This is a genomic window from Kribbella pittospori (assembly GCF_004331465.1).
GTDB lineage: Bacteria > Actinomycetota > Actinomycetes > Propionibacteriales > Kribbellaceae > Kribbella > Kribbella pittospori.
The window spans coordinates 1,267,248-1,285,567 of sequence record NZ_SJKB01000001.1 but is presented as its reverse complement, the minus strand read 5'-3'; the positions used below and the strand labels follow the sequence as shown (position 1 = coordinate 1,285,567).

The window sequence follows — 18,320 nt, the reverse complement described above, 5'->3', positions numbered from 1 at the left end:
GAGCAGACCCTATCGACGCGCCCGGACCGCCCACATGCCAGGCTGGTGGTGTGCCTACTTATCGCGAACGCCTGAGCGTGCCGGTGTCCTGGTGGATCATCGCCGTGGCCCTGGTCGTCACGCTGTTCGCCATCGTGACTGTGCCGGTCGGGATGTTCGCCGGCACCCTCGTCGGCGGCGTCGCCGCGCTCATCCTGGTCCTCTGGTTCGTCCAGTACGGCTCTGCGCGGGTCCAGGTGGACGGTGAGCGACTGCAGGCCGGGCGGGCCGTGATCGGACGGGCGTACCTGGGCAAGGTCGAGGCGCTGACCGGCGACGACGCACGGCACGCGTTCGGGCGGGACTGCGATCCGAAGGCCTACCTGGTGCTGCGCAGCTACGTGCGGGGCGCCGTCCGGGTCGAGATCACCGATCCGCGCGACCCGGCGCCGTACTGGGTGATCGCCACGCGGCATCCGGACCGGTTGGCAGCGGCGCTGACGGGGCACAGCGTGGCAAGATCCTGATTGTCGGGGACTTGCGTTAGGGAGGCTGCTGTGGTCGGAGAGAAGATCGGCTGGAAGCTGGTGCAGGCCGCGTTCACCATCGTGGTGGGCCTGCTCGCGAGCAAGGCGGTGACCACGGCCTGGAAGATCGCCTCAGGTGGGAAGCCGCCGAAGGACGGCCAGGGCGGGTACGTCGAGGTCGTCAGCTGGGCGGTGGCGAGTGGGGCCGCGGCGGCGGCCGCGAAACTGTTCGCGGAGCGGCGGGCGGCGTCGTACTGGCTGAAGTCGACCGGGTCTGCGCCGCCGGGGTACGAGCAGGACGCGAAGGCCCCGGGTGGCCTGGTGAAGAGCGTCGAGAAACAGCTGGAAAAAGACTAAAAAGACTGGACGAACACACCTCGCCGCGCTCGGTGGGGGTGTGGATACAACAGCGGGACCGTTCCCAGGGGTCTGGGAACGGTCCCGCTGTGGGTCACGCAGAAGAAGGGCGCTGGCGTCAGGCTGCGCAGTCGCGGCAGATCAGCTGCCCGTTCTTCGTGTCGGCGAGCTGACTGCGGTGGTGAACCAGGAAGCAGCTCGAACAGGTGAACTCGTCGGCCTGGCGCGGGAGCACCCGCACCGCCAGCTCTTCGTGGCTCAGGTCGGCACCGGGCAGCTCGAAGCTCTCGGCGGCCTCGGCCTCGTCCTCGTCGACCTTGCCGGAGTTCTTGTCGTGACGGCGAGTCTTCAGTTCCTCGATCGACTCTTCGGATGCGTCCTCGTCCGTCTTGCGCGGGGCGTCGTAATCAGTCGCCATGGTGTTTCCTGCCCTCTTCGTACCCGTGGTGTTGCCTGCTGAGCCCTTGAACGGGTAAAGCGGCCGAGAAATTCCGCGCCAGAGCACCGCGCTGAATCTTCGTCCCCCGAAACCCTTGACAGTCAGGCCGGGACCGGCAACTACCGTTCCCGAGGACGGGATTGTGCCCTATGAAGGGCCCTACGCGCGCGTTGGGGTCCATGTATTGACCCGCGTGTCTCCACAAATGTCAGGACCGAACACCGAATTGCTCGTTAGTGCGCACTCCTGCGCAGCAACGTGCACTCAGCGACATCTACGCGCGCAACGGGTTCGCCTCGGCGAGCAGATCGTGGAACGGGCCGAACAGCGCCGGACTGGTCGCGATCGACATCTCCGGCGAGACCGGGGCGCCATGCAGACCGCCGATGGTCCCACCGGCCTCGGCCGCGATCAGCGCACCCGCTCCGTAGTCCCACGGATTCAGTCCGCGTTCGTAGACCGCATCCAGCCGGCCGCAGGCGACATAGCAGAGGTCGAGTGCGCCGACCCCGATCCGGCGGATGTCGCGGACCTTGGTGATCAGGTGCTGGACGACCTCGGCCTGCACCTGGCGGCGGTCGGCGTCGTACCCGAATCCGGTCCCGACCAGCGCGGTACTCAGGTCGGTGCAGCCCGAGACCCGGATCGGCTTGCCGTCCACGAACGCGCCGCCACCCTTCGTGGCGGTGAACACCTCGCCCTTCGGGGCATCGACGACGACACCGGCGACCGTCGTCCCGTCGTACTCGACCGCGATCGAGACGGCGTACGTCGGGAGGTCGTACAGGTAGTTGACCGTGCCGTCGATCGGGTCGACGACCCACCGCACGCCGCTCGAGCCGGCGACGTCGTCACCCTCCTCGCCGAGGAACGAGTCGTCCGGCCGGGCCTGCAGGATCCGCGCCCGGATCAGTTCCTCGGATTCGCGGTCCACGGCGGTGACGACATCGGTGACCGTGCTCTTGGTGTCGGCGACGGTGATGGTGCCGCGGCGGCGTTCGACGATGAGCCGGGCCGCCTCCTCCGCCACCTCCACCGCGAGCTTGAGGAGGTCTTGGGGGTTCTCGGTCGTCATACGGCTTCCTTGGCAGTTGGTCGGCGCAGGGGTGGGCAGCAGTCGTGGCGGCAGTCGTCCCAGCCCGGGCCGAGCTTGCCGACGCAGGGTCGGGCCGGCTCCTCGCCGCGTTCGGCCGCGGCCCGCTCCACGACCAGGTCGCGCAGCATCGTGACGAACTGCGGGTCGGTCCCGGGTGTCGCGGCCCGGGCCATCGGCAGCCCAAGCTTCTCGGCCGTCCTGGCGGCCTCGGTGTCGAGGTCGTAGATGACCTCCATGTGGTCACTGACGAACCCGATCGGTACGACGGCCACGCCCGGCACACCCTCGTTCGCAAGGGTCTCCAGGTGGTCGTTGATGTCCGGCTCGAGCCACGGCACCTGCGGTGGACCCGAGCGCGAGCAGTAGACCAGGTCGGTCCGCCGGGTCGTCCCAGTACGACGCTCGAGCTCGGCAGTGATCTCCGCGGCCACGTCCAGGTGCCAGTCGACGTACCCGTTGCCGTCCGGTCCGCTGGTCGCGTTCATCGCGGTCGGGATCGAGTGGGTCACGTAGGCGATCGCGGACCCCTCGGGGAGCTTGCTCAGTGCCTCGGCGGTCGACTCGACGAACGATCCGACGAAGCCGGGATGGTTCGCGTAGTGCCGGAGCTTGTCGATCCGCGGCGCGTCCGGGACCTGCTTGGCCGCGTCCTCGAGGTTCTCGCGGTACTGCCGGCAGCCGGAGTACGACGGATAGGCCGACGTGACGATCACCACCGCCCGGCGGATGCCGTCGGCGGCCATCTGGCGCATCGTGTCGGTCAGGTACGGCGTCCAGTTGCGGTTGCCCCAGTAGATCGGCAGATCCAGGCCGATCTCGTCGAACGACGCCCGCAACGCCTCGAGCAGGGCCCGGTTCTGGTCGTTGATCGGGCTCTTCCCGCCGAACGCGTAGTAGTGCTCGCCGACCTCCTTCAGCCGCTCGTCCGGGATGCCCCGGCCGCGGGTCACGTTCTGCAGGAACGGCAGCACGTCCTCGGGCTTCTCGGGACCTCCGAAGGACAGCAGCAGGACGGCGTCGTACGGAACAGCAGCAGGCGACTGGGGCAACGGCATATTCCGAGTTTCTCAGACCGCCAACAGTTAGGGCATGTCCCCTTACTCCGCGCCGTCGCGAGCAGGTGCTCGGTGCGGTGCATCGGCGTGCTGGAGCGAAGGTCTCGATGCGGAGCATCGTGGCCTTTGCGCCAGTGCGGCGAGGTGCCGTGCCGAGTGCCGCGCAGTAGGCGGGGAGTAAGGGGACATGCCCTAAGGTGTTGCCGGTCTCTCATGCTCAAGCCTTATGTCCATCTCATGCGCCGTCCCGGTGCCAGTGCGTTCTTCACCGCCGGGATCCTCGGGCGTATGCCGATCTCGATGCTCGGCCTGGGCACCGTCATCCTGATCGCCCGCGAGACCGGCTCGTACGGCCTGGCCGGCGCGGTGTCCGGTGTCGGTGTCGTCGCCGGCGCAGTCACCGGTCCGATCCAGGGACGGCTGGTCGATCGTTTCGGCCAGCGGACGCTGCTGCTGGCCGGTTCGATCGTCTGCACGGTCGCGCTCGCGTTTCTCCTCGTCGCGGTGCGTGCCGACGCACCCATCTGGGTCCTGTACGTGCTCTCGTTCGTTGCCGGTGGCACCCGCCCGCAGGTCGGCTCGTTCGTCCGGGCCCGCTGGACGCATCTGCTCGGCCGTGGCCGGGCGCTGCAGACGGCGTTCGCGCTCGAGGCGGTCGGCGACGAGGTCGTCTTCGTTGTCGGTCCGGTCGTCGTGACCGCGCTCGCCACCCAGGTCAGCCCGTACGCCGCTCTGTCGGCGGCCGGACTGCTGGGACTGGCCGGCGGGATCTGGCTGGCGCTGCTGCGCGCCTCCGACCCGCCCGGCCGGGGCAAGGCCCATGGCAAAGAGCAGGCACCACTCCCCTGGCTCTCGATCCTGCTGCTCAGCCTGATCGGTCTCGGACTCGGCGCGACCCTCGGTGGTGCCGAGGTGGTCACGATCGCGTTCACCACCGAGAAGGGCCAGGCCGAGCTCTCCGGCGTCGTACTGGCCGTGTGGGCGTTCGGCAGCTTGCTGGCCGGCCTCTGGTACGGCTCGGTGCATTGGCGGGCTCCGGTAGAGCGGCGGCTGCTGTTCGGCACGGTGTTCCTCGCGATCACCCTGGCGCCACTCCCCTGGGTCAACAGCGTGCTGGTCCTCGGAGTGGTCCTGTTCTGCTGCGGTCTCACCATTGCGCCGACGATGGTCGCCGTCACCGCCTGCGTCGAGGAGTGGGTTCCGCCGCAGCGGCTGACCGAGGCGATCACCTGGACCGTCACCGGCATGCTGCTCGGAGTGGCTCCCGGAAACGCCCTCTCGGGTCACGCGGTGGACGTCTGGGGTCCCTCGACGGCGTACTGGGTCCCGTTCTCCTTCGGGATCGCCTGTGCGTTGGTGGCGGCTGTCTCGACGACTTTCGCTCGGCCCAAGACCCGCTTCGCCCACAACTAGTGCCCTGCGTCGGAGATCCCTTGAGTGATTGCGGTGTCCAGGTGCGTGCATCGCAAGGCGGAGAAGCGTCCTCGATGCGGAGCATCGTGGATGCTTCTCCAACGCCGCGAGGTGCGTGCCTGGGCGCCGCAAGCGCCAAGGGATCTCCGACGCAGGGCACTAGGGCTTGCACCTCCCGTAACGGGAGGTGTGAAGGTGTGGGTATGGAGCACACGATCGGTGAGCTGGCCCGGCTGGGTGGAGTCTCGGTGAAGGCCGTGCGCCACTACTCCGAGTTGGGCTTGCTGGCGTCGCATCGATCCGCTGCCGGGCATCGGCGGTACGACGCGGATGCTGTCGCGCGGCTGGAGTTGATTCGGACGTTGCGCGGGTTGGGGATCGATCTGCCGACAGTGCGGGCGGTGCTGGAGCGGGAGCGGACGCTGGGCGAGGTCCTGGCCGCGCACGCCGCTGCGGTGGCCGTCGAGATCCAGAGCCTGCGGGTGCGCCATGCCGTGTTGTCGATCGCCGCTCAGCGCCATTCCACCCCGGAGGAGCTTGAACACATGCACAACCTGACCACTCAGTCCGAGGACGAACGCCGTACCTTGATCGCGGACTTCCTGACCGCGGTCCTCGGCGACGGTCCAGGCTTCGCCGCGATCCGGCAGAACCTCACCCCCGAGCTCGCTGACGACGCCGATGTGGGGCAGGTCGAGGCTTGGTTGGAGCTTGCCGCGCTCGTCCAGGACGAGGACTTCCGGGCAGCGGTTCGACGGATGGCCTCGGGGTATCGGGCGATCGCGACGGACGCCCCGCTGTGGCACGATCCGGAGTTCCGTGACCGGCTGATCGAGCTTCGTCGTACCGAGGTCGGCCCGCAGTGGGACCGCTATCTGGAGCTGCTCGCCGTCGTCAACGGGTGGGCGCCGCCGTCACGGATTGCGGGGTAGCGGCGCGTTCCAGCCGCGGCGGATGGCGAGCAATCGGATCCCGAAGCAGGTCACTGCGGCGACGATCGGTACCCACGTCGCGTCGTACTCCAGGGCTGCCGCGACGACGACGATGCCGGCGCCGAGGAACGCCGGGGTGGCGTAGATCTCCGACCGCAGTACGACGGGCACGCGGCCGCTGAGCACGTCGCGGATCACGCCGCCGCCGATCCCGGAGATCGTGCCGAGCAGCGCGGCCGACAGTGGCGACAGTCCGTGCTCGATCGCCTTCTGCGCACCGGTCACACAGAACAGCGCGAGGCCGGCGGCGTCGAAGATGTTCACCAGCCGCTCGACCCGGCCGATACCGGGATGGAGGAAGAACGTGATCAACCCGGCGATGACCGGGACGACCAGATAGCGCCAGTCCTGCAGCGCGGCCGGTGGGGTGTCGCCGATGAGCACGTCCCGGATGAAGCCGCCGCCCAGCCCAGTGACCAGGGCAAGCACCAGGATGCCGAACACGTCCAGCCTCTTGCGTACGCCGACCAGCGCGCCGGTGATCCCGAACACGAAGATGCCGACCAGGTCTGGCACATGCAAGGCCAAGGATCCACTCACAGGCCGCACGCTAAACCACAGGCGGAACCACGGTGACTCGGCTTACCGGCGAGGTTTCGGTCGCTTGGTCGGGATGGCGGTGAGGGGATCTTCCGGCCACGGATGGCGGGGGTAGCGGGCTCGCAGGTCGGCTCGGACCTGGGGATAGCCCTGCTTCCAGAAAGAGGCGAGATCGCTCGTGATCGCGACCGGACGCCGTGCGGGCGACAGTAGGTGCAGGACGACCGGGACACGACCGTCCGCGACGGCCGGCGTGGCAGTCCAGCCGAAGACCTCCTGCAGCTTCACTGCGAGGACTGGCGGCTCGACACCGTCGTACGCGAGTCGTACCTCGGAGCCTGATGGCACTTGGAGCCGTTGCGGTGCGAGCTCGCCGAACCGGGTTGCTGCGGGCCACGGCAGTAGTCGCCGGAGCGCTGAAGCCACGTCGATGCGAGCGAGATCGCGCGAGCCGCGCACCGAGGTGAGGTCGGTACCCAGCCATTCGTCGAGATCGGCCAGCAGTGCCTCGTCGTCGACCGCGGGCCACGGAGCGCCGAGGTGGGCGTGGCAGAACGCGAGCCGCTCCCTCAAGGCGAGTGCGGCCTCCGACCAGCGCAGTACGGACAGACCGCTGCGGCGGATACCGTCGCGGACGGCCGCCTGGACGACCAGCCGGTCGGGGTTTGCCAGCGGGACGTCGTTGAGCACGATCGCGCCGAGCGCCTCGACGCGCCGCGTCACGATCCGGCCGTCGTCCCAGCGGATCTGGTCGGTGGTCGAGAGAAGGTCGCCGGCGATGTTCCGCGCGGTCTGCTCATCGATCGGCGCCGCGGAACGGATCCTGGCGTCGGCGCGACCGGGTGCCCGGTCAGCCGCGGCGATCGCCAGCCAGGTCGTGGTTCGCAACGGCGACTGTGGATCCAGCGCAGCACCCGTGCCACCAGACATCTGGTACGTCGCCGAGTCGGCCGCCCGGACTCGCGCGATCCGATCCGGATACGCCAGCCCCACCACAGTCCCTACCGCAAGATCATCCGGTACTCCGCGTGTGCCGCGATGAGTCGGCCCATCAAGCGCCGGCCGCACTCCGTCTCCACCCAACGGGTCGCCCGTCGTCGCGCTGCGGCTGAGGCGCTTCGTCTCTTCTCGCCAGCGGGCCGTGGCTCCCCGGTCCTCGCCGCGGCGAAGGGCACGCCAGCGGGCCGGCAGATCGTCGCCGAAGTCGCGGCCGGAGTCGTCCGACAGCATCGCGACAACCTCGCGTGCCCGGTCGGCGCCGACCCGCGGCGTCCCGTCCAGCAACGCCCGTGCCAACCGGGGATGCGCCCCGATCGCCGCCATCTGCCGTCCTCGCGCGGTGATCCGGCCGTTGTCGTCAAGGGCATCGAGGCGGCGCAGCAGTTCGGTCGCCGTCGTCATCGCCACGGCCGGCGGCGCCTCGAGCAAAGTCAGTCCGTCACCGGCGGGCGCGCCCCACGCCGCGAGGTCGAGGGCGAAGGATGCCAGATCGGCGATCGCGATCTCCGGCGCCGGATGATCGTCGAGATGCGAGTGGTCGGTGGCGGACCAGCACCGATAGACCCGGCCAGGCGCCTCGCGCCCGGCGCGACCCGCCCGCTGGTCGGCCGACGATCTCGAAACCCGGCAGGTGACCAACGCACCGAGGCCGCGGGACTGATCGGTCCGTGGCTCCCGGGCAAGACCCGAGTCGACGACAACCCTGACCCCAGGCACAGTCAGCGAACTCTCCGCGACCGACGTCGTGACCACGACCCGGCGAGTGGCGGCCGGCGCCAGCGCGCGCTCTTGTTCAGCCCTCGACTGGCGACCGAACAACGGCAGGACGTTCTGACCGGCCAACCGGCGAGTCACACCGCTGATCTCGGCCTCCCCCGGGACGAAAACGAGGACGTCACCGTCGTTCTCGGTCAGCGCACGCTGGACGACCGCCGCGACGTGATCCAGCAGTCGCGGGTCGACCCGCCCACCGGGAAGCAGCGGCACGGCGACGGGTGGCGGGGCCCACTCGATCGCCACGTCGAACAGCGCCGCGGACGCCGTGATCACAGGGGCCGGACAATCGGTACCCAAGGTGCGGCTCAGCCTGATCGTTTCCGGCGTGGCCGAGGTCGCGACAATCGCCAGATCTTCGCGAAGATTCGCCCGGATGTCGACGCAGAACGCGAGCAGCAGATCGGCATCGAGGTGCCGCTCGTGGCACTCGTCGATCACTATCGCGGCGACACCCGGCAAGTCGGGGTTCTGCTGCAGACGCCGCACCAGGAGCCCTGTCGTCACCACCTCGACACGAAGTCCCTTGCCGCCGCTGCGTTCACCGCGCATCGCGTAGCCGATCCGCTGCCCGAGCGGTTCGCCGACCAGCGTTGCCAGCCGGGCCGCAGCCGCGCGGGTCGCCATCCTTCGCGGCTCGGCGACGATGATCGTCCCCTCGAGCGCGTCGCCCAACGCAAGCGGCAGCAGCGAGGTCTTCCCCGATCCAGGCGGCGCAACCAGCACCGCCGTACCGCGCGAACGCACCGCATCGACCACGTCCGGCAGGACCGCCCGCACAGGCAGATCCGCCCCCGGCACCGACAGTTGAGGCAGCAACACGTCCCGACGCTAACCGACCACGACCGCAGAACCCCACCCACCCGCAGGCGGATTCACCCAAGCCACCAAAGCCCGGAGTCGAACATCGCCTTGCGCGTGGACTCTGCTCTAGGGTCTGGGGGCATGAGCGGAGCGCCGGACGTCGACTACACCGCAACCTCACTGCGACCGAGTTGGGACACCCTCCCCGCTGCCCTGCACGAGGCACTTGCCGTTGCCCTCGGCACCGAGATCGCGGCGGCCGGGCCGTCGGTCGGCTCAGGATTCACCAGTGGTTTCGCGGCGCCGGTCCGGCTGGCCGACGGCCGCCGGGTCTTCGTCAAGGCGTCCGACGAGACCAGGCACGCTTACGACGCGTACCAACGCGAGGCCGAGATCGTTCCCCAACTCCCGTCCGCCATCCAGGTCCCCGCCATCCTCGGCACCGCCCACGCGGTGGCGGACGAGCGGAAGTGGTTCGCGGTGGTGGCCGAGTGGGTGGCCGGCCGGATGCCGGGGGCGCCTTGGTCGGTCCAGGACTTCGCGCTCGTGACGGAAACCTGGGAGCGGATCGCGGAAGTGATGGATCCGAGTCCGCTCGCCGGACTCGACCCCTTCCTCGACGACCTGGCAGGTGACGAGTCGCCGCTCGAGGTCCCGGCGCAGATCATCGCCGGCGACCGCCCGCTGCCCGAGCGCCTGCAGCCCTGGGTGCCCCGGATCCTGCCCGAGCTCGCCGACCTGATGCAGCTCGCGCCGGAGGCGTTCGCCGGTGACACGGCGACCCATGGTGACCTGCGGCCGGACAACCTGCTGCTCGACGACGCCGGCACCTGCTGGACGGTGGACTGGAACTGGCTCGCTCTCGGCCCGCGCTGGATGGACTGGCTGTGTCTGCTGCCGATCGCGCAGTACCAAGGCATCGACACGTTCACCGCGGTCCGCACCAATCCACTGACCGCGGACGCACCCGCCGATCATCTCGACTGCTTCGTCGGCGCCATCGCGGCGTACATGATGCGGAACGCCGACCTCGCACCTCCGCCTGGCTGTACTCCGGCGCTCCGGGAGCACCAGCGCCTGTACGCCTGGACCTTCCTCGACTGGCTGGCCGCACGGCGCGGGTGGTGAGAGCGGCCTACGGTGGACCTATGAACAAAGGTCCGACCACCAGGTTCAAGGTCGAGGTTCTCGACGGCGAGCGGACGTCGCGGCGTGAGGACGTGGTCACCACCGAGGAGCCGCTCGAGCTCCGGCTGGAATGGCCCGGCCGGCCGCCCGAGCCGCTGGTCGTGACGATGCGGACCCCTGGCTCCGACTTCGAGCTGGCGGCCGGCTTCTGCCTCGGCGAGGGCTTCGCGGTCCGCCCTGACGCGATCCGGACCGTTGCCTACTGCACCGATGTGAAGCTGACCCCGGAGCAGCAGTTCAACACCGTCACCGTCACGTTCGACGGCCCACCCGACCGCGAGCCACCCCAACGGTACGGCGTGACCTCGGCGGCCTGCGGCGTCTGTGGCCAGCAGAGCCTCGACGAACTCGCTGAGCGCGACTACGACCCGGTCGACCCCGTGGAGGCCCCGCTGGACGTCGTACGACGCCTGCCTGACCTGCTCCGGGAAGCCCAACCCACGTTCAGCCGTACCGGTGGCCTGCACGCGGCCGGCCTCTACACCACCGACGGCCGGAAGGTCGTCGTGAAGGAGGACGTCGGCCGCCACAACGCCGTCGACAAGGTGGTCGGCTGGACCGTACTCAACCAGCACAGCCGCAAGGGCCTCGTCCTCGTCGTCAGCGGCCGCGCCGGCTACGAGATCATCCAGAAAGCAGTAGCTGCCGGCCTCGGCATGATCGTCGCCGTCGGTGCCCCCTCCAGCCTCGCCGTCGACCTGGCCCGCCGCTTCAACATCACCCTCGCCGGCTTCACCCGAGGCAACCGCTGCGTCCTCTACAGCGCCCCGGAGCGCGTCCTCCGCTGATCTGAGGGGCCTAGGCGGCCGGATCTAAGGGGGTATGCCCGATGTGTGGTTCTCCCTGCCGCTGGACGGTTGGAGGTAGGCGGCGATCGTCGTCGCCTGGGGAGGAAACCATGAAACACCGCTACACCATCCTCGCGCTGCCGGTGCTCGTCTGCGGAGTGATCGTGGCCGGTTCGGCGCAGGCGTCCGCGCGACCGATCGATCCCGACCAGCGCCACCAGCGGCCGCCGGTCGTCTACGTCGACCGGGTCGGGCCGACCACACAGGTGCAGGTGGACGACAGCATCACCGAGGCTCTGCAGACGGGGGCCGGAGTACTGGGCGGAGCCGGCCTGGCCATGGCCGGCGTCTGGGCGTACCGCCGTCGTCATCCACTCGCAGTCAACTGAGGCAGACGGTCCTGGTGCAGCTCAGGCTCCAGGACCGTCCAGCCGCACGGCCAGCGCCGCGGCCTCGAGCCGGCTGGCGGTCCCGGTCTTGCGGAGGATGTTCGACACATGAGCGCTCACCGTCTTGTCAGTGATGAAGAGCTCCCGCGCGATCTCGGTGTTCGACCGGCCGGCCACCAGGAACGCCAGGACCTCACGCTCGCGCGCGGTCAGCCCCGACAGCCGCGTATCCGGTTTCTCCGGTACGACGACCGGTACCGGCACCCGCAGACTGATCCGCGACCGCCGGGCAAGTGACTCGACGTCGGCCTGAAGTGGCGCGGCACCCAACGCGACAGCGCAGCCGTGCGCCTGCCGCAGCAGGTCACTGACGTCGATCGGCGGTTGCCCGGCCGCGATCGCTGCTTCGGCACACCGCCAGCGCGCCACCGCCTGATGCCAGAGTGCCCCGGCGGCACCGCAGGCGTCGGCGGCCCGCAGCCAGCGCTCCGGTTGATCCGCGTCGTCCCGGCAGCGGGCGAGCTCGGCGCTGACCTGTGCTCGGTACATCGCCTTGAACACGCTGTCCTGCGGATCCGTGCTGGTGAACGGGTCGCCGGCCCGGCTGCTCAGCGTGTCCTCGAGGATGCCGACGGCCTTGGTGGCACCCTCCTCGTCGCCGGCATCGCGCGCGACCCGCGCCGACTCGGCGACCGCGTGGGCGTAGAGCACCAGCAGGTCGTCGTCCTCGTCGATCGGGTCCGCACCGAGCAGCGTCAGCCTGGGACGCAGCCAGTCGATCGCGGCCTGCGGCTTGTTCTCGGCGAGCAGCACCTCGCCGCCACCGGTGGCGAGGCTGTGGCGGATCCCGCGGAAGGTCGCGGGGATGAGTTCGACGGCGCGGTCGAGATGCTGCCGGGCTTCGGCCACCCGGCCACGCCGAACGGCGAGTGACGCGGCCGTGAGCCGCAGACCTGCGCCGCCGGTGTTGACGCAACGAGCAGCCAGCCCGGCCCGCAACAGCTCGTCGCACTCCTGCCAGCGTCCGGACTCGAGCAGGCCTTCGGCGGCCAGGTACGCGAGGAAGTACGCGAACAGGTCCCGGCCGGGCGCTGCCATGTCGGCATAGTTGCGCAGCGCGGCCTCGGTGGCTTCCTCGCGCCGGCCGAGGTTCCAGAGCGCATGCCGCTGCCACACCACGCCCCTCAACCACTCGAGCGTCGCTCCACAGGCGCGGGCCAGCCGTACGGCCTCCTGCCCGTCGGCGAGCGCCTCCAGCGGCGACTGACTGGACAGCACCATTGAGCGCTGAGCCAGCGCCGCAGCGAGCGCTCGGTCCGAACCGGCCCGACGGGCGATCTGTACGGCTTCGTCCGCGTGGGCCACCGCCCCGGGCAGTCCCTGCCATCTCTCCGCCCAGGCCAGCGCGGCGAGCGCCCGCGCATGCTGAGCAGAGTTCGGAAGCGCGCTCGTCGCTTCGACGGCGTCCTGGATGTCGGTCGCGACGGCTTCGATCGACTCCGCCTGATGCCAGCGCACGGTACTGCGGTCGATCAGGAGATCCGCGGCCGGCAGTGGATCGCGGGCCCGGTCGACCAGGCTGATCGCCTGCGTCAGCAACTCGACGGCCCGGTCGTTCCGGGCGACCCTCGAGCAGATGGCAGCCGTCTTGAGGATGAGCGCCGTACGGTCGGCCGTCGTACCGCGAAGCTCCGGGGAGACCTGCTCCCACAGGTCGCACATCCGCTCGAGCTGAATGGCTTGCTCGGCCGGAGCGCGCAGCATCACCGCGTGCTCGGCTGCGATCTGGGACCACCTGTACGTGTCGTCGATACGTCCGGCCTGCTGGCTGTGGACGGCGAGGTCGGCGGCCACCAGTTCCGACTGGGGCTCGAGAACCTCGAGATACGTGGTGTGGATGAGCGCGGCCTCGCCCGGCGGCAGACCGTCGTACAGGACCTCGGCGAGGAGCGGGTGGCGGAACCAGGGCGAGCCCTTGCCCGCACCGATGACCCCGCGCTCCTGCGCTTCCGCGAGGTAGCCGGGCAGGCCGCCGACATCGACTCCGTGGGCTCCGGCGACCGCCGCCAGGATCGGAAGCGGAGTTGGCCGTCCGCCGACCGCGAGCACCCGGACCAGCTGGCGTGCCTGCACCGACAGGCGATGCCACGCGGCAAGGAGCGCGTCGCGGAGCAGGCCCGGCACGGTGTCCGGCAGGACTGACTCCGTACCGGACAGGTCCTGCACCAGAAGTTCGGTGAGGTACGGGTTGCCGCCCGACCTCGCCTGCACCTGGTTCACCAGAGCGATGTCCGGGATGTGTCCGACCAGGTACTCCACCTGCAGCCCAGTGGTGTCCAGGTCGAGCCGTTCGAGGTGGACTTCGTCGAACGCAGGCATCCGGCGCATGTCCGCCAGCCAGCCGTGCAACGGGTGACCAAGACCCCGGTCCTCGTCGCGGGACGTGCCGAGCACCGTCAGTTGCTGCGAGCGGAAGCCCGTGATCACGTAGGCGAGAACATCCAGCGAGGCCAGGTCGGCCCAGTGCAGATCGTCGACCACCACCACGGTGCGATGCCGGTCCGCGATCCGGTTGAGGACCAAATCGATCAGCGGGATCAGCCGAGCCGTCGGAGCGCTCGGCGAGCCTCCCAGCGCGGGCAGCAGCGAACTCAGCTCGTCGGCGCCGGCCAGAACCGCGGCACGCTCCGCCGCGTCGGCCTGGGCGAGCCAATCCTGGAGTACGCCGATGATCGGCGCGTACGGAACCGACGCGCCGCCGAAGTGAACGCACGAACCCCAGAGCACCAGGAGCTCCGGATCGCGGCACACCTCCTGCACCAGGCGGGTCTTGCCGACCCCGGCCTCCCCGTGCACGACGATCGCGGACGGCCGCCGCTGGGCCGCACCGGCCACCGCTCCGACCAGCACGTCGCGCTCGGCGCCCCGCCCGGCGAGCCGATGATCAGGCCGTGCCCGGACATCCCCCACACGCTCAGTGTCCACCCGGGCATGGACTCCCGCCACGCGCAATCAGGCGTCGAGCTTGATGAACGTCGCCTTCGGCACGTACTCGTAGCGGTCCGGCATGCAGGTGAGGATGATGATCTGGCCGTGGTCGCCGGCACGCCCGAGCAGGGCGCCCATGTCGCGGAGGCGGGCCTTGTCGGACCAGCCGAGGGCGTCGTCGAAGATGACCGGGACGCTGCTCTCGCCGGTGCTGACCAGGTGGCTGATCGCAAGCCGGGTGATGATCGCCAACTGCTCCTGAGCACCCGTCGACAGCGCCTCGACCGGCAGCCGTGCGCCGTCCAGCTCGCGCTCCGCGACGGCCAGGTCGTCGTCCAGCCAGACCCGGAACGACGGCCCGTAGACACTCCGTCCGAGTGACTCGATCCGGCTCTGCAGTGGTTCGGAGTACTTCGTCTGTGCCTCGGCCCGGTGCCGGCTCAGCGTCTCGTGGACCCGGCGAGCCGCCTCGGCCCGCCACTGCAGACTGTCGTGCTCGGCCCGTACGCCGGCCAGCTCGAGCTCGGCCAGATCGCGCCGGGTCGCCAACCCATCCCGGCCCGACTGCTCCAGCCGCCCCTCGGTCGTCCGCAATGCGTCGCGCAACGTGTCCCGCTCGCCCTGCATCCGCGCCGCTACCGCCAACGCGTCGGTCAACTCACCCGCGATCTGATCGGCCCCGGCCGCATCCGCCTGCTCCTGTACGGCGGTCAGCTCCTCGAGCACCGCCTCAACCTCACCAGTCGCCTCGGCCTCAGCCGCAGAAACAGCGTCATCGTCGAGCAGCGCCCGGGCAGCCTCCAACGCCTCGACCGCCGCCGCCAGCCGTTCCCCCGCGAGCTCCGACCGAGCCCGAGCCTGCTGCGCCTCCGACCGGTCCTCGTCCGCCGCCTTCCGCGCCTGGGCCGCTGCGAACTCCGCGTCGCCGAGCAACCGCTCGACCTCGGCCAACGCGTCCCGGGCCTCTTCCAGCGCACGCTGTGCACCGGCCAGATCATCCGGCGCGCTGACCGGCACCTCGAAGTCCTCGAAGTCGAGCGTGTCGTGCGGTGACGCGAACTCCTCGAACAGCGACATCTGCCCGGGCACGCCCTCGACCGCGGGCTGCTTGCCGCCGCTCTCCTCGGCCTCGGCGTCGTCGTCCGCGCCCACGCCGAGCCGCGCGGTCAGCACCGCGATCCGCTCCCCCGGATCCCCACCGGTCGTCAGCGACCGCTCGGTCCGGCGGGCTTCGTGGAGCTCGGCGGTCGCGGTATCGGCCTTCCGCAGCAACTCCCGAGCAGCCGCAACGTCCTTGACGCCGGCCTTCTTCAGCAGGTCCTTCTCCCGCCGGACGGCCTCGTCGACGCGCGACCGCAGCGTCGCCGCCTCGCCCCCGGCGCGAACGGTCACCTCGACCTGCCCCGGTACGCCGACGACCAGCTCACCGGACACCAGGACCTCGGCCGACTCGTCGAAGCCCAACTCCGACGGCACCTCATGAGCACCACCGTCCAACCCGGTCCCCGACAGCTCGACCGGCTCCGCGCCAAGACGCCGTACCGACACCTCGGGGACGCCGGCCGCCAGCGCGGCGCGAGCCTCGACCACCTCAGCGCGCGCGGACTCCAACGCGGCGACGAGCGCGTCGTCGACCTTGATCCGGTCCAGGACCGTCCCGGCCGCGGCAATCCGGGCGCGTACGTCGACCAACTCCGCTTGCTGACCCAGCAGCCGGTCCAGCTCGGCGCGGTCCATCAACTCGGAGACCCGGCGCTCCGCCTCCTGGACGTCGGTACGCCGGGCGTCCTTGAGCTCGACCACCTCGGCCAGTGCCGCCTCAACCGCGTGGACGCTCTCGACTGCCGTCCTGGCGACCGTCTCGGCATCGGTACGACGTTCGGCCAGCTCGGCATCGGTCTTGGTGAAGCGCTCGGCCTCGTCGAGCAGCCGCTCGCGTTCGACCCGGGTCCGGGTGTGGTTCTCCAGCCGGGCGCGCGCGGTCTCGGCGCGGTGCCGGACCGAGTCGCGCCGGAGCAGGATCTCGTCGGTCGCCTTCTTCCGTTCGCGCAGCTCCTCGACCGAGGTGAGGTGGTCAGTGAGCCGGCCCGTCACGTCCTGCAGATCGAGGGTCAGCCGCTCTGCGCGGCGGATGTCCTGCTGGACCTCCTCCATCGCCTTCAGCGCCTGGGCCGCAGTCAGCTCCGCCGCGGCGACCGCCTTCTCGGACCGGGCGAAGTCACCAGTCGGTCGTCCACCGCGGGTCCAGTAGCGGAGGTACTCGTGCTCGACCGCGGTCACCAGCGGCATCGACGCGCCATCGACCGGCGTACCCGACTCCGCAGTCACCGCAGTGATCAAGGGCTCCGCGTCGGCCGGCGTTGGCAGCACCAACGACTGGCCCTGGCTCACCATGAGCGTCTGCCACAGCACCGGGTCGACGTGCTGGTGGAAGAGTCGCTCGGCCTCGTTGTGGGCCTCCCGGCCGGTCCACGACCGGCGGCGGCCGTCGGACTCGACCACGGTCAGCTCGGTGGAGCGGTTCTTCAGCCAGCGTTTGGTGTAGCTCAGCTCGCGGTTGCCGAGGGTCAGCTCGACCGTGACCTCCGGCGCGACGTCCTGGCCGACCGGCTGGATGTCGCGGATCCGGGTCGACTTGGAGTCGTCCGGCAGGTCGAACACCAGCCCGAACGCCTCCACCAGGCTGGACTTGCCGACCTCGTTGTCACCGACCACCACGGTGGTGCCGAGCGCGGGGAACCGGACAATGCGGTCCCGGACGCCACGGAAGTCCCGCAGCGCCAAGCTGAGCAGCCTCATCCCGCGTCCCGCGCCAATCTGTGCATCAACGACAGCGCCGCACCTGCGCCCTCGTCGCCACCGGCCAGCGCCTGGCGCAACTCCTCCATCGCGGCCCGCGCCGGACCGCTCAACTGCAACGCGTCCAGATCCGCCGCGTCCGGTGCGGGGCGCACAGTCCAGAACTTTGCCCAGCGCTCGACGCTCGCGAACACCTCGCCCTGCGCGTCGATCATCGCGTCCAGCCGGCTCAGCAGCGGCAGCGCCAGCGAACCGTCGCCGGCGAGCCGGACGTACGTCCGCTCCTTCTCCGGCAGCTCAGCGAACCAGTCCTCGAGGGCCGTGAGCGACTCCTCGTCGAACAGCTCGACGCGATGGTCGACCATGTGCCAGCCGCCGACGCGCACCGGCTCGACCTCGATCTCGCCGCCGCCAACGGTCACCTTGAGGACGTTGCCCGGGTTGTCCTCCTCGGGCGACGTGACCTCCTGCGTCCCGGAGAACCAGATGCGATCGGTCACGCGCGTCGTCGAGTGCCGGTCCCCGAGGCCGGCGTACTGCAGTCGTCCGTCCGCGACCGCGGCCTCGAGTGCGGTCTGATCGATCGTCGGTACGTCGGACATGCCGCCGGAGAGACTGGTCAGTTGGCCGTGCGCCAGCAGGATCCTCGTCGTACCGGACTCGACCGGGGTGAGGTCGGCGTACCCGGGCGCGGCCGGATCGGACAGCGGCCGGCGCGAACGCCACGGCGCGCCGACGATCTCGACCCCGGGCACGATCTCCAGCGGCTCGGTGCCGGTCAGGACGGTCACGTGCTCGGGCTGATGGGCCTGCCACTGGGCCGACGTCCACAGCGAGCCGGGCTCGAGGGCGTCGTGGTTGCCGGGCAGAAGGACGACCGGGACCGGGATCCGCTTGAGCGCTTCGCAAGCACGCAGGATGGTCTGCCGCTCGACCTGGTTGTGCTCGAACACGTCGCCGGTGACGACCACGAACGCCGCTGCGGTGGCCGCGGCGACCTCGCCGATCCGCGCGACAGCATCCAGCCGGGCCTGCCCCCACCGGGCTTGACCGTCCGGCCCCAGGAACCGGCGCATCATCCCCAGCTGCCAGTCCGAGCTGTGCAGAAACGTGATCGAGTCGTCCATTGCGGTGAGAACGCTAACCTGCCCCGCCGACAACCGCGCAACCCAACACACCCCAACCCCCACACC

15 protein-coding genes are annotated in these 18,320 nt (G+C 70.1%); 7 read left to right on the top strand and 8 right to left on the bottom strand.

Annotated features, from left to right (window positions below):
• Positions 1-50: 50 nt before the first annotated feature.
• On the top strand, positions 51-506 hold the full coding sequence (locus E0H73_RS05890) for a DUF3093 domain-containing protein (RefSeq protein WP_238163828.1): 456 nt from the start codon (positions 51-53) through the stop codon (positions 504-506).
• A 30-nt stretch (positions 507-536) separates the two neighbouring features.
• Positions 537-863 carry a DUF4235 domain-containing protein gene (locus tag E0H73_RS05885; RefSeq protein WP_131352269.1) on the top strand — a complete coding sequence of 109 codons (327 nt, stop codon included), beginning with the start codon at positions 537-539 and terminating at the stop codon, positions 861-863.
• Positions 864-981: 118 nt separating this feature from the next.
• On the opposite strand, the gene E0H73_RS05880 is transcribed toward E0H73_RS05885, so the two are convergent.
• The 3 genes from E0H73_RS05880 to E0H73_RS05870 all read right to left on the bottom strand — a co-directional run bounded on the left by E0H73_RS05880 (position 982) and on the right by E0H73_RS05870 (position 3,453).
• Positions 982-1,281, bottom strand: coding sequence for a DUF4193 domain-containing protein (locus E0H73_RS05880; RefSeq protein WP_131352267.1), 300 nt, complete (start codon positions 1,279-1,281; stop codon positions 982-984).
• A 295-nt stretch (positions 1,282-1,576) separates the two neighbouring features.
• Positions 1,577-2,377, bottom strand: coding sequence for an inositol monophosphatase family protein (locus E0H73_RS05875; RefSeq protein ID WP_131352265.1), 801 nt, complete (start codon positions 2,375-2,377; stop codon positions 1,577-1,579).
• Positions 2,374-3,453, bottom strand: coding sequence for a ferrochelatase (locus E0H73_RS05870; RefSeq protein WP_131352264.1), 1,080 nt, complete (start codon positions 3,451-3,453; stop codon positions 2,374-2,376). Before E0H73_RS05870 ends, E0H73_RS05875 begins: the two co-directional genes overlap by 4 nt.
• Before the next feature lie 213 nt (positions 3,454-3,666).
• Between E0H73_RS05870 and E0H73_RS05860 the strand changes: the two genes are divergently transcribed.
• Positions 3,667-4,866, top strand: coding sequence for an MFS transporter (locus tag E0H73_RS05860; RefSeq protein WP_131352262.1), 1,200 nt, complete (start codon positions 3,667-3,669; stop codon positions 4,864-4,866).
• A 203-nt stretch (positions 4,867-5,069) separates the two neighbouring features.
• On the top strand, positions 5,070-5,798 hold the full coding sequence (locus E0H73_RS05855) for a MerR family transcriptional regulator (protein ID WP_131352260.1): 729 nt from the start codon (positions 5,070-5,072) through the stop codon (positions 5,796-5,798).
• On the opposite strand, the gene E0H73_RS05850 is transcribed toward E0H73_RS05855, so the two are convergent.
• Both E0H73_RS05850 and hrpB read right to left on the bottom strand, forming a co-directional pair.
• Positions 5,781-6,398: a trimeric intracellular cation channel family protein gene (locus E0H73_RS05850; RefSeq protein ID WP_238163827.1), complete on the bottom strand. Its 618-nt coding sequence runs from the start codon at positions 6,396-6,398 to the stop codon at positions 5,781-5,783. The genes E0H73_RS05855 and E0H73_RS05850 overlap by 18 nt on opposite strands.
• A 42-nt stretch (positions 6,399-6,440) precedes the next feature.
• A complete protein-coding gene (gene hrpB / locus E0H73_RS05845) occupies positions 6,441-8,993 on the bottom strand; it encodes an ATP-dependent helicase HrpB (RefSeq protein WP_131352258.1) in 2,553 nt (850 codons plus the stop codon).
• Positions 8,994-9,116: 123 nt separating this feature from the next.
• Here hrpB and E0H73_RS05840 point away from each other — a divergent pair, with 123 nt between their 5' ends.
• The 3 genes from E0H73_RS05840 to E0H73_RS05830 all read left to right on the top strand — a co-directional run bounded on the left by E0H73_RS05840 (position 9,117) and on the right by E0H73_RS05830 (position 11,340).
• Positions 9,117-10,103 carry a phosphotransferase family protein gene (locus tag E0H73_RS05840; protein WP_131352255.1) on the top strand — a complete coding sequence of 329 codons (987 nt, stop codon included), beginning with the start codon at positions 9,117-9,119 and terminating at the stop codon, positions 10,101-10,103.
• Positions 10,104-10,123: 20 nt separating this feature from the next.
• Positions 10,124-10,951: a formate dehydrogenase accessory sulfurtransferase FdhD gene (gene fdhD / locus E0H73_RS05835; RefSeq protein ID WP_131352252.1), complete on the top strand. Its 828-nt coding sequence runs from the start codon at positions 10,124-10,126 to the stop codon at positions 10,949-10,951.
• A gap of 110 nt (positions 10,952-11,061) precedes the next feature.
• Positions 11,062-11,340 carry a hypothetical protein gene (locus tag E0H73_RS05830; RefSeq protein ID WP_131352249.1) on the top strand — a complete coding sequence of 93 codons (279 nt, stop codon included), beginning with the start codon at positions 11,062-11,064 and terminating at the stop codon, positions 11,338-11,340.
• Positions 11,341-11,361: 21 nt separating this feature from the next.
• Here the strand turns inward: E0H73_RS05830 and E0H73_RS47900 are convergent, their stop codons facing one another.
• From E0H73_RS47900 to E0H73_RS05815, 3 genes are read right to left on the bottom strand one after another with little or no spacing between them, the layout of a single operon-like run.
• Positions 11,362-14,325 carry a helix-turn-helix transcriptional regulator gene (locus E0H73_RS47900; protein WP_165555499.1) on the bottom strand — a complete coding sequence of 988 codons (2,964 nt, stop codon included), beginning with the start codon at positions 14,323-14,325 and terminating at the stop codon, positions 11,362-11,364.
• 27 nt (positions 14,326-14,352) lie between these two features.
• Positions 14,353-17,127 carry an AAA family ATPase gene (locus tag E0H73_RS05820; protein ID WP_131352243.1) on the bottom strand — a complete coding sequence of 925 codons (2,775 nt, stop codon included), beginning with the start codon at positions 17,125-17,127 and terminating at the stop codon, positions 14,353-14,355.
• Positions 17,124-18,254: a metallophosphoesterase family protein gene (locus tag E0H73_RS05815; RefSeq protein ID WP_131352240.1), complete on the bottom strand. Its 1,131-nt coding sequence runs from the start codon at positions 18,252-18,254 to the stop codon at positions 17,124-17,126. Before E0H73_RS05815 ends, E0H73_RS05820 begins: the two co-directional genes overlap by 4 nt.
• Positions 18,255-18,320: the final 66 nt, after the last annotated feature.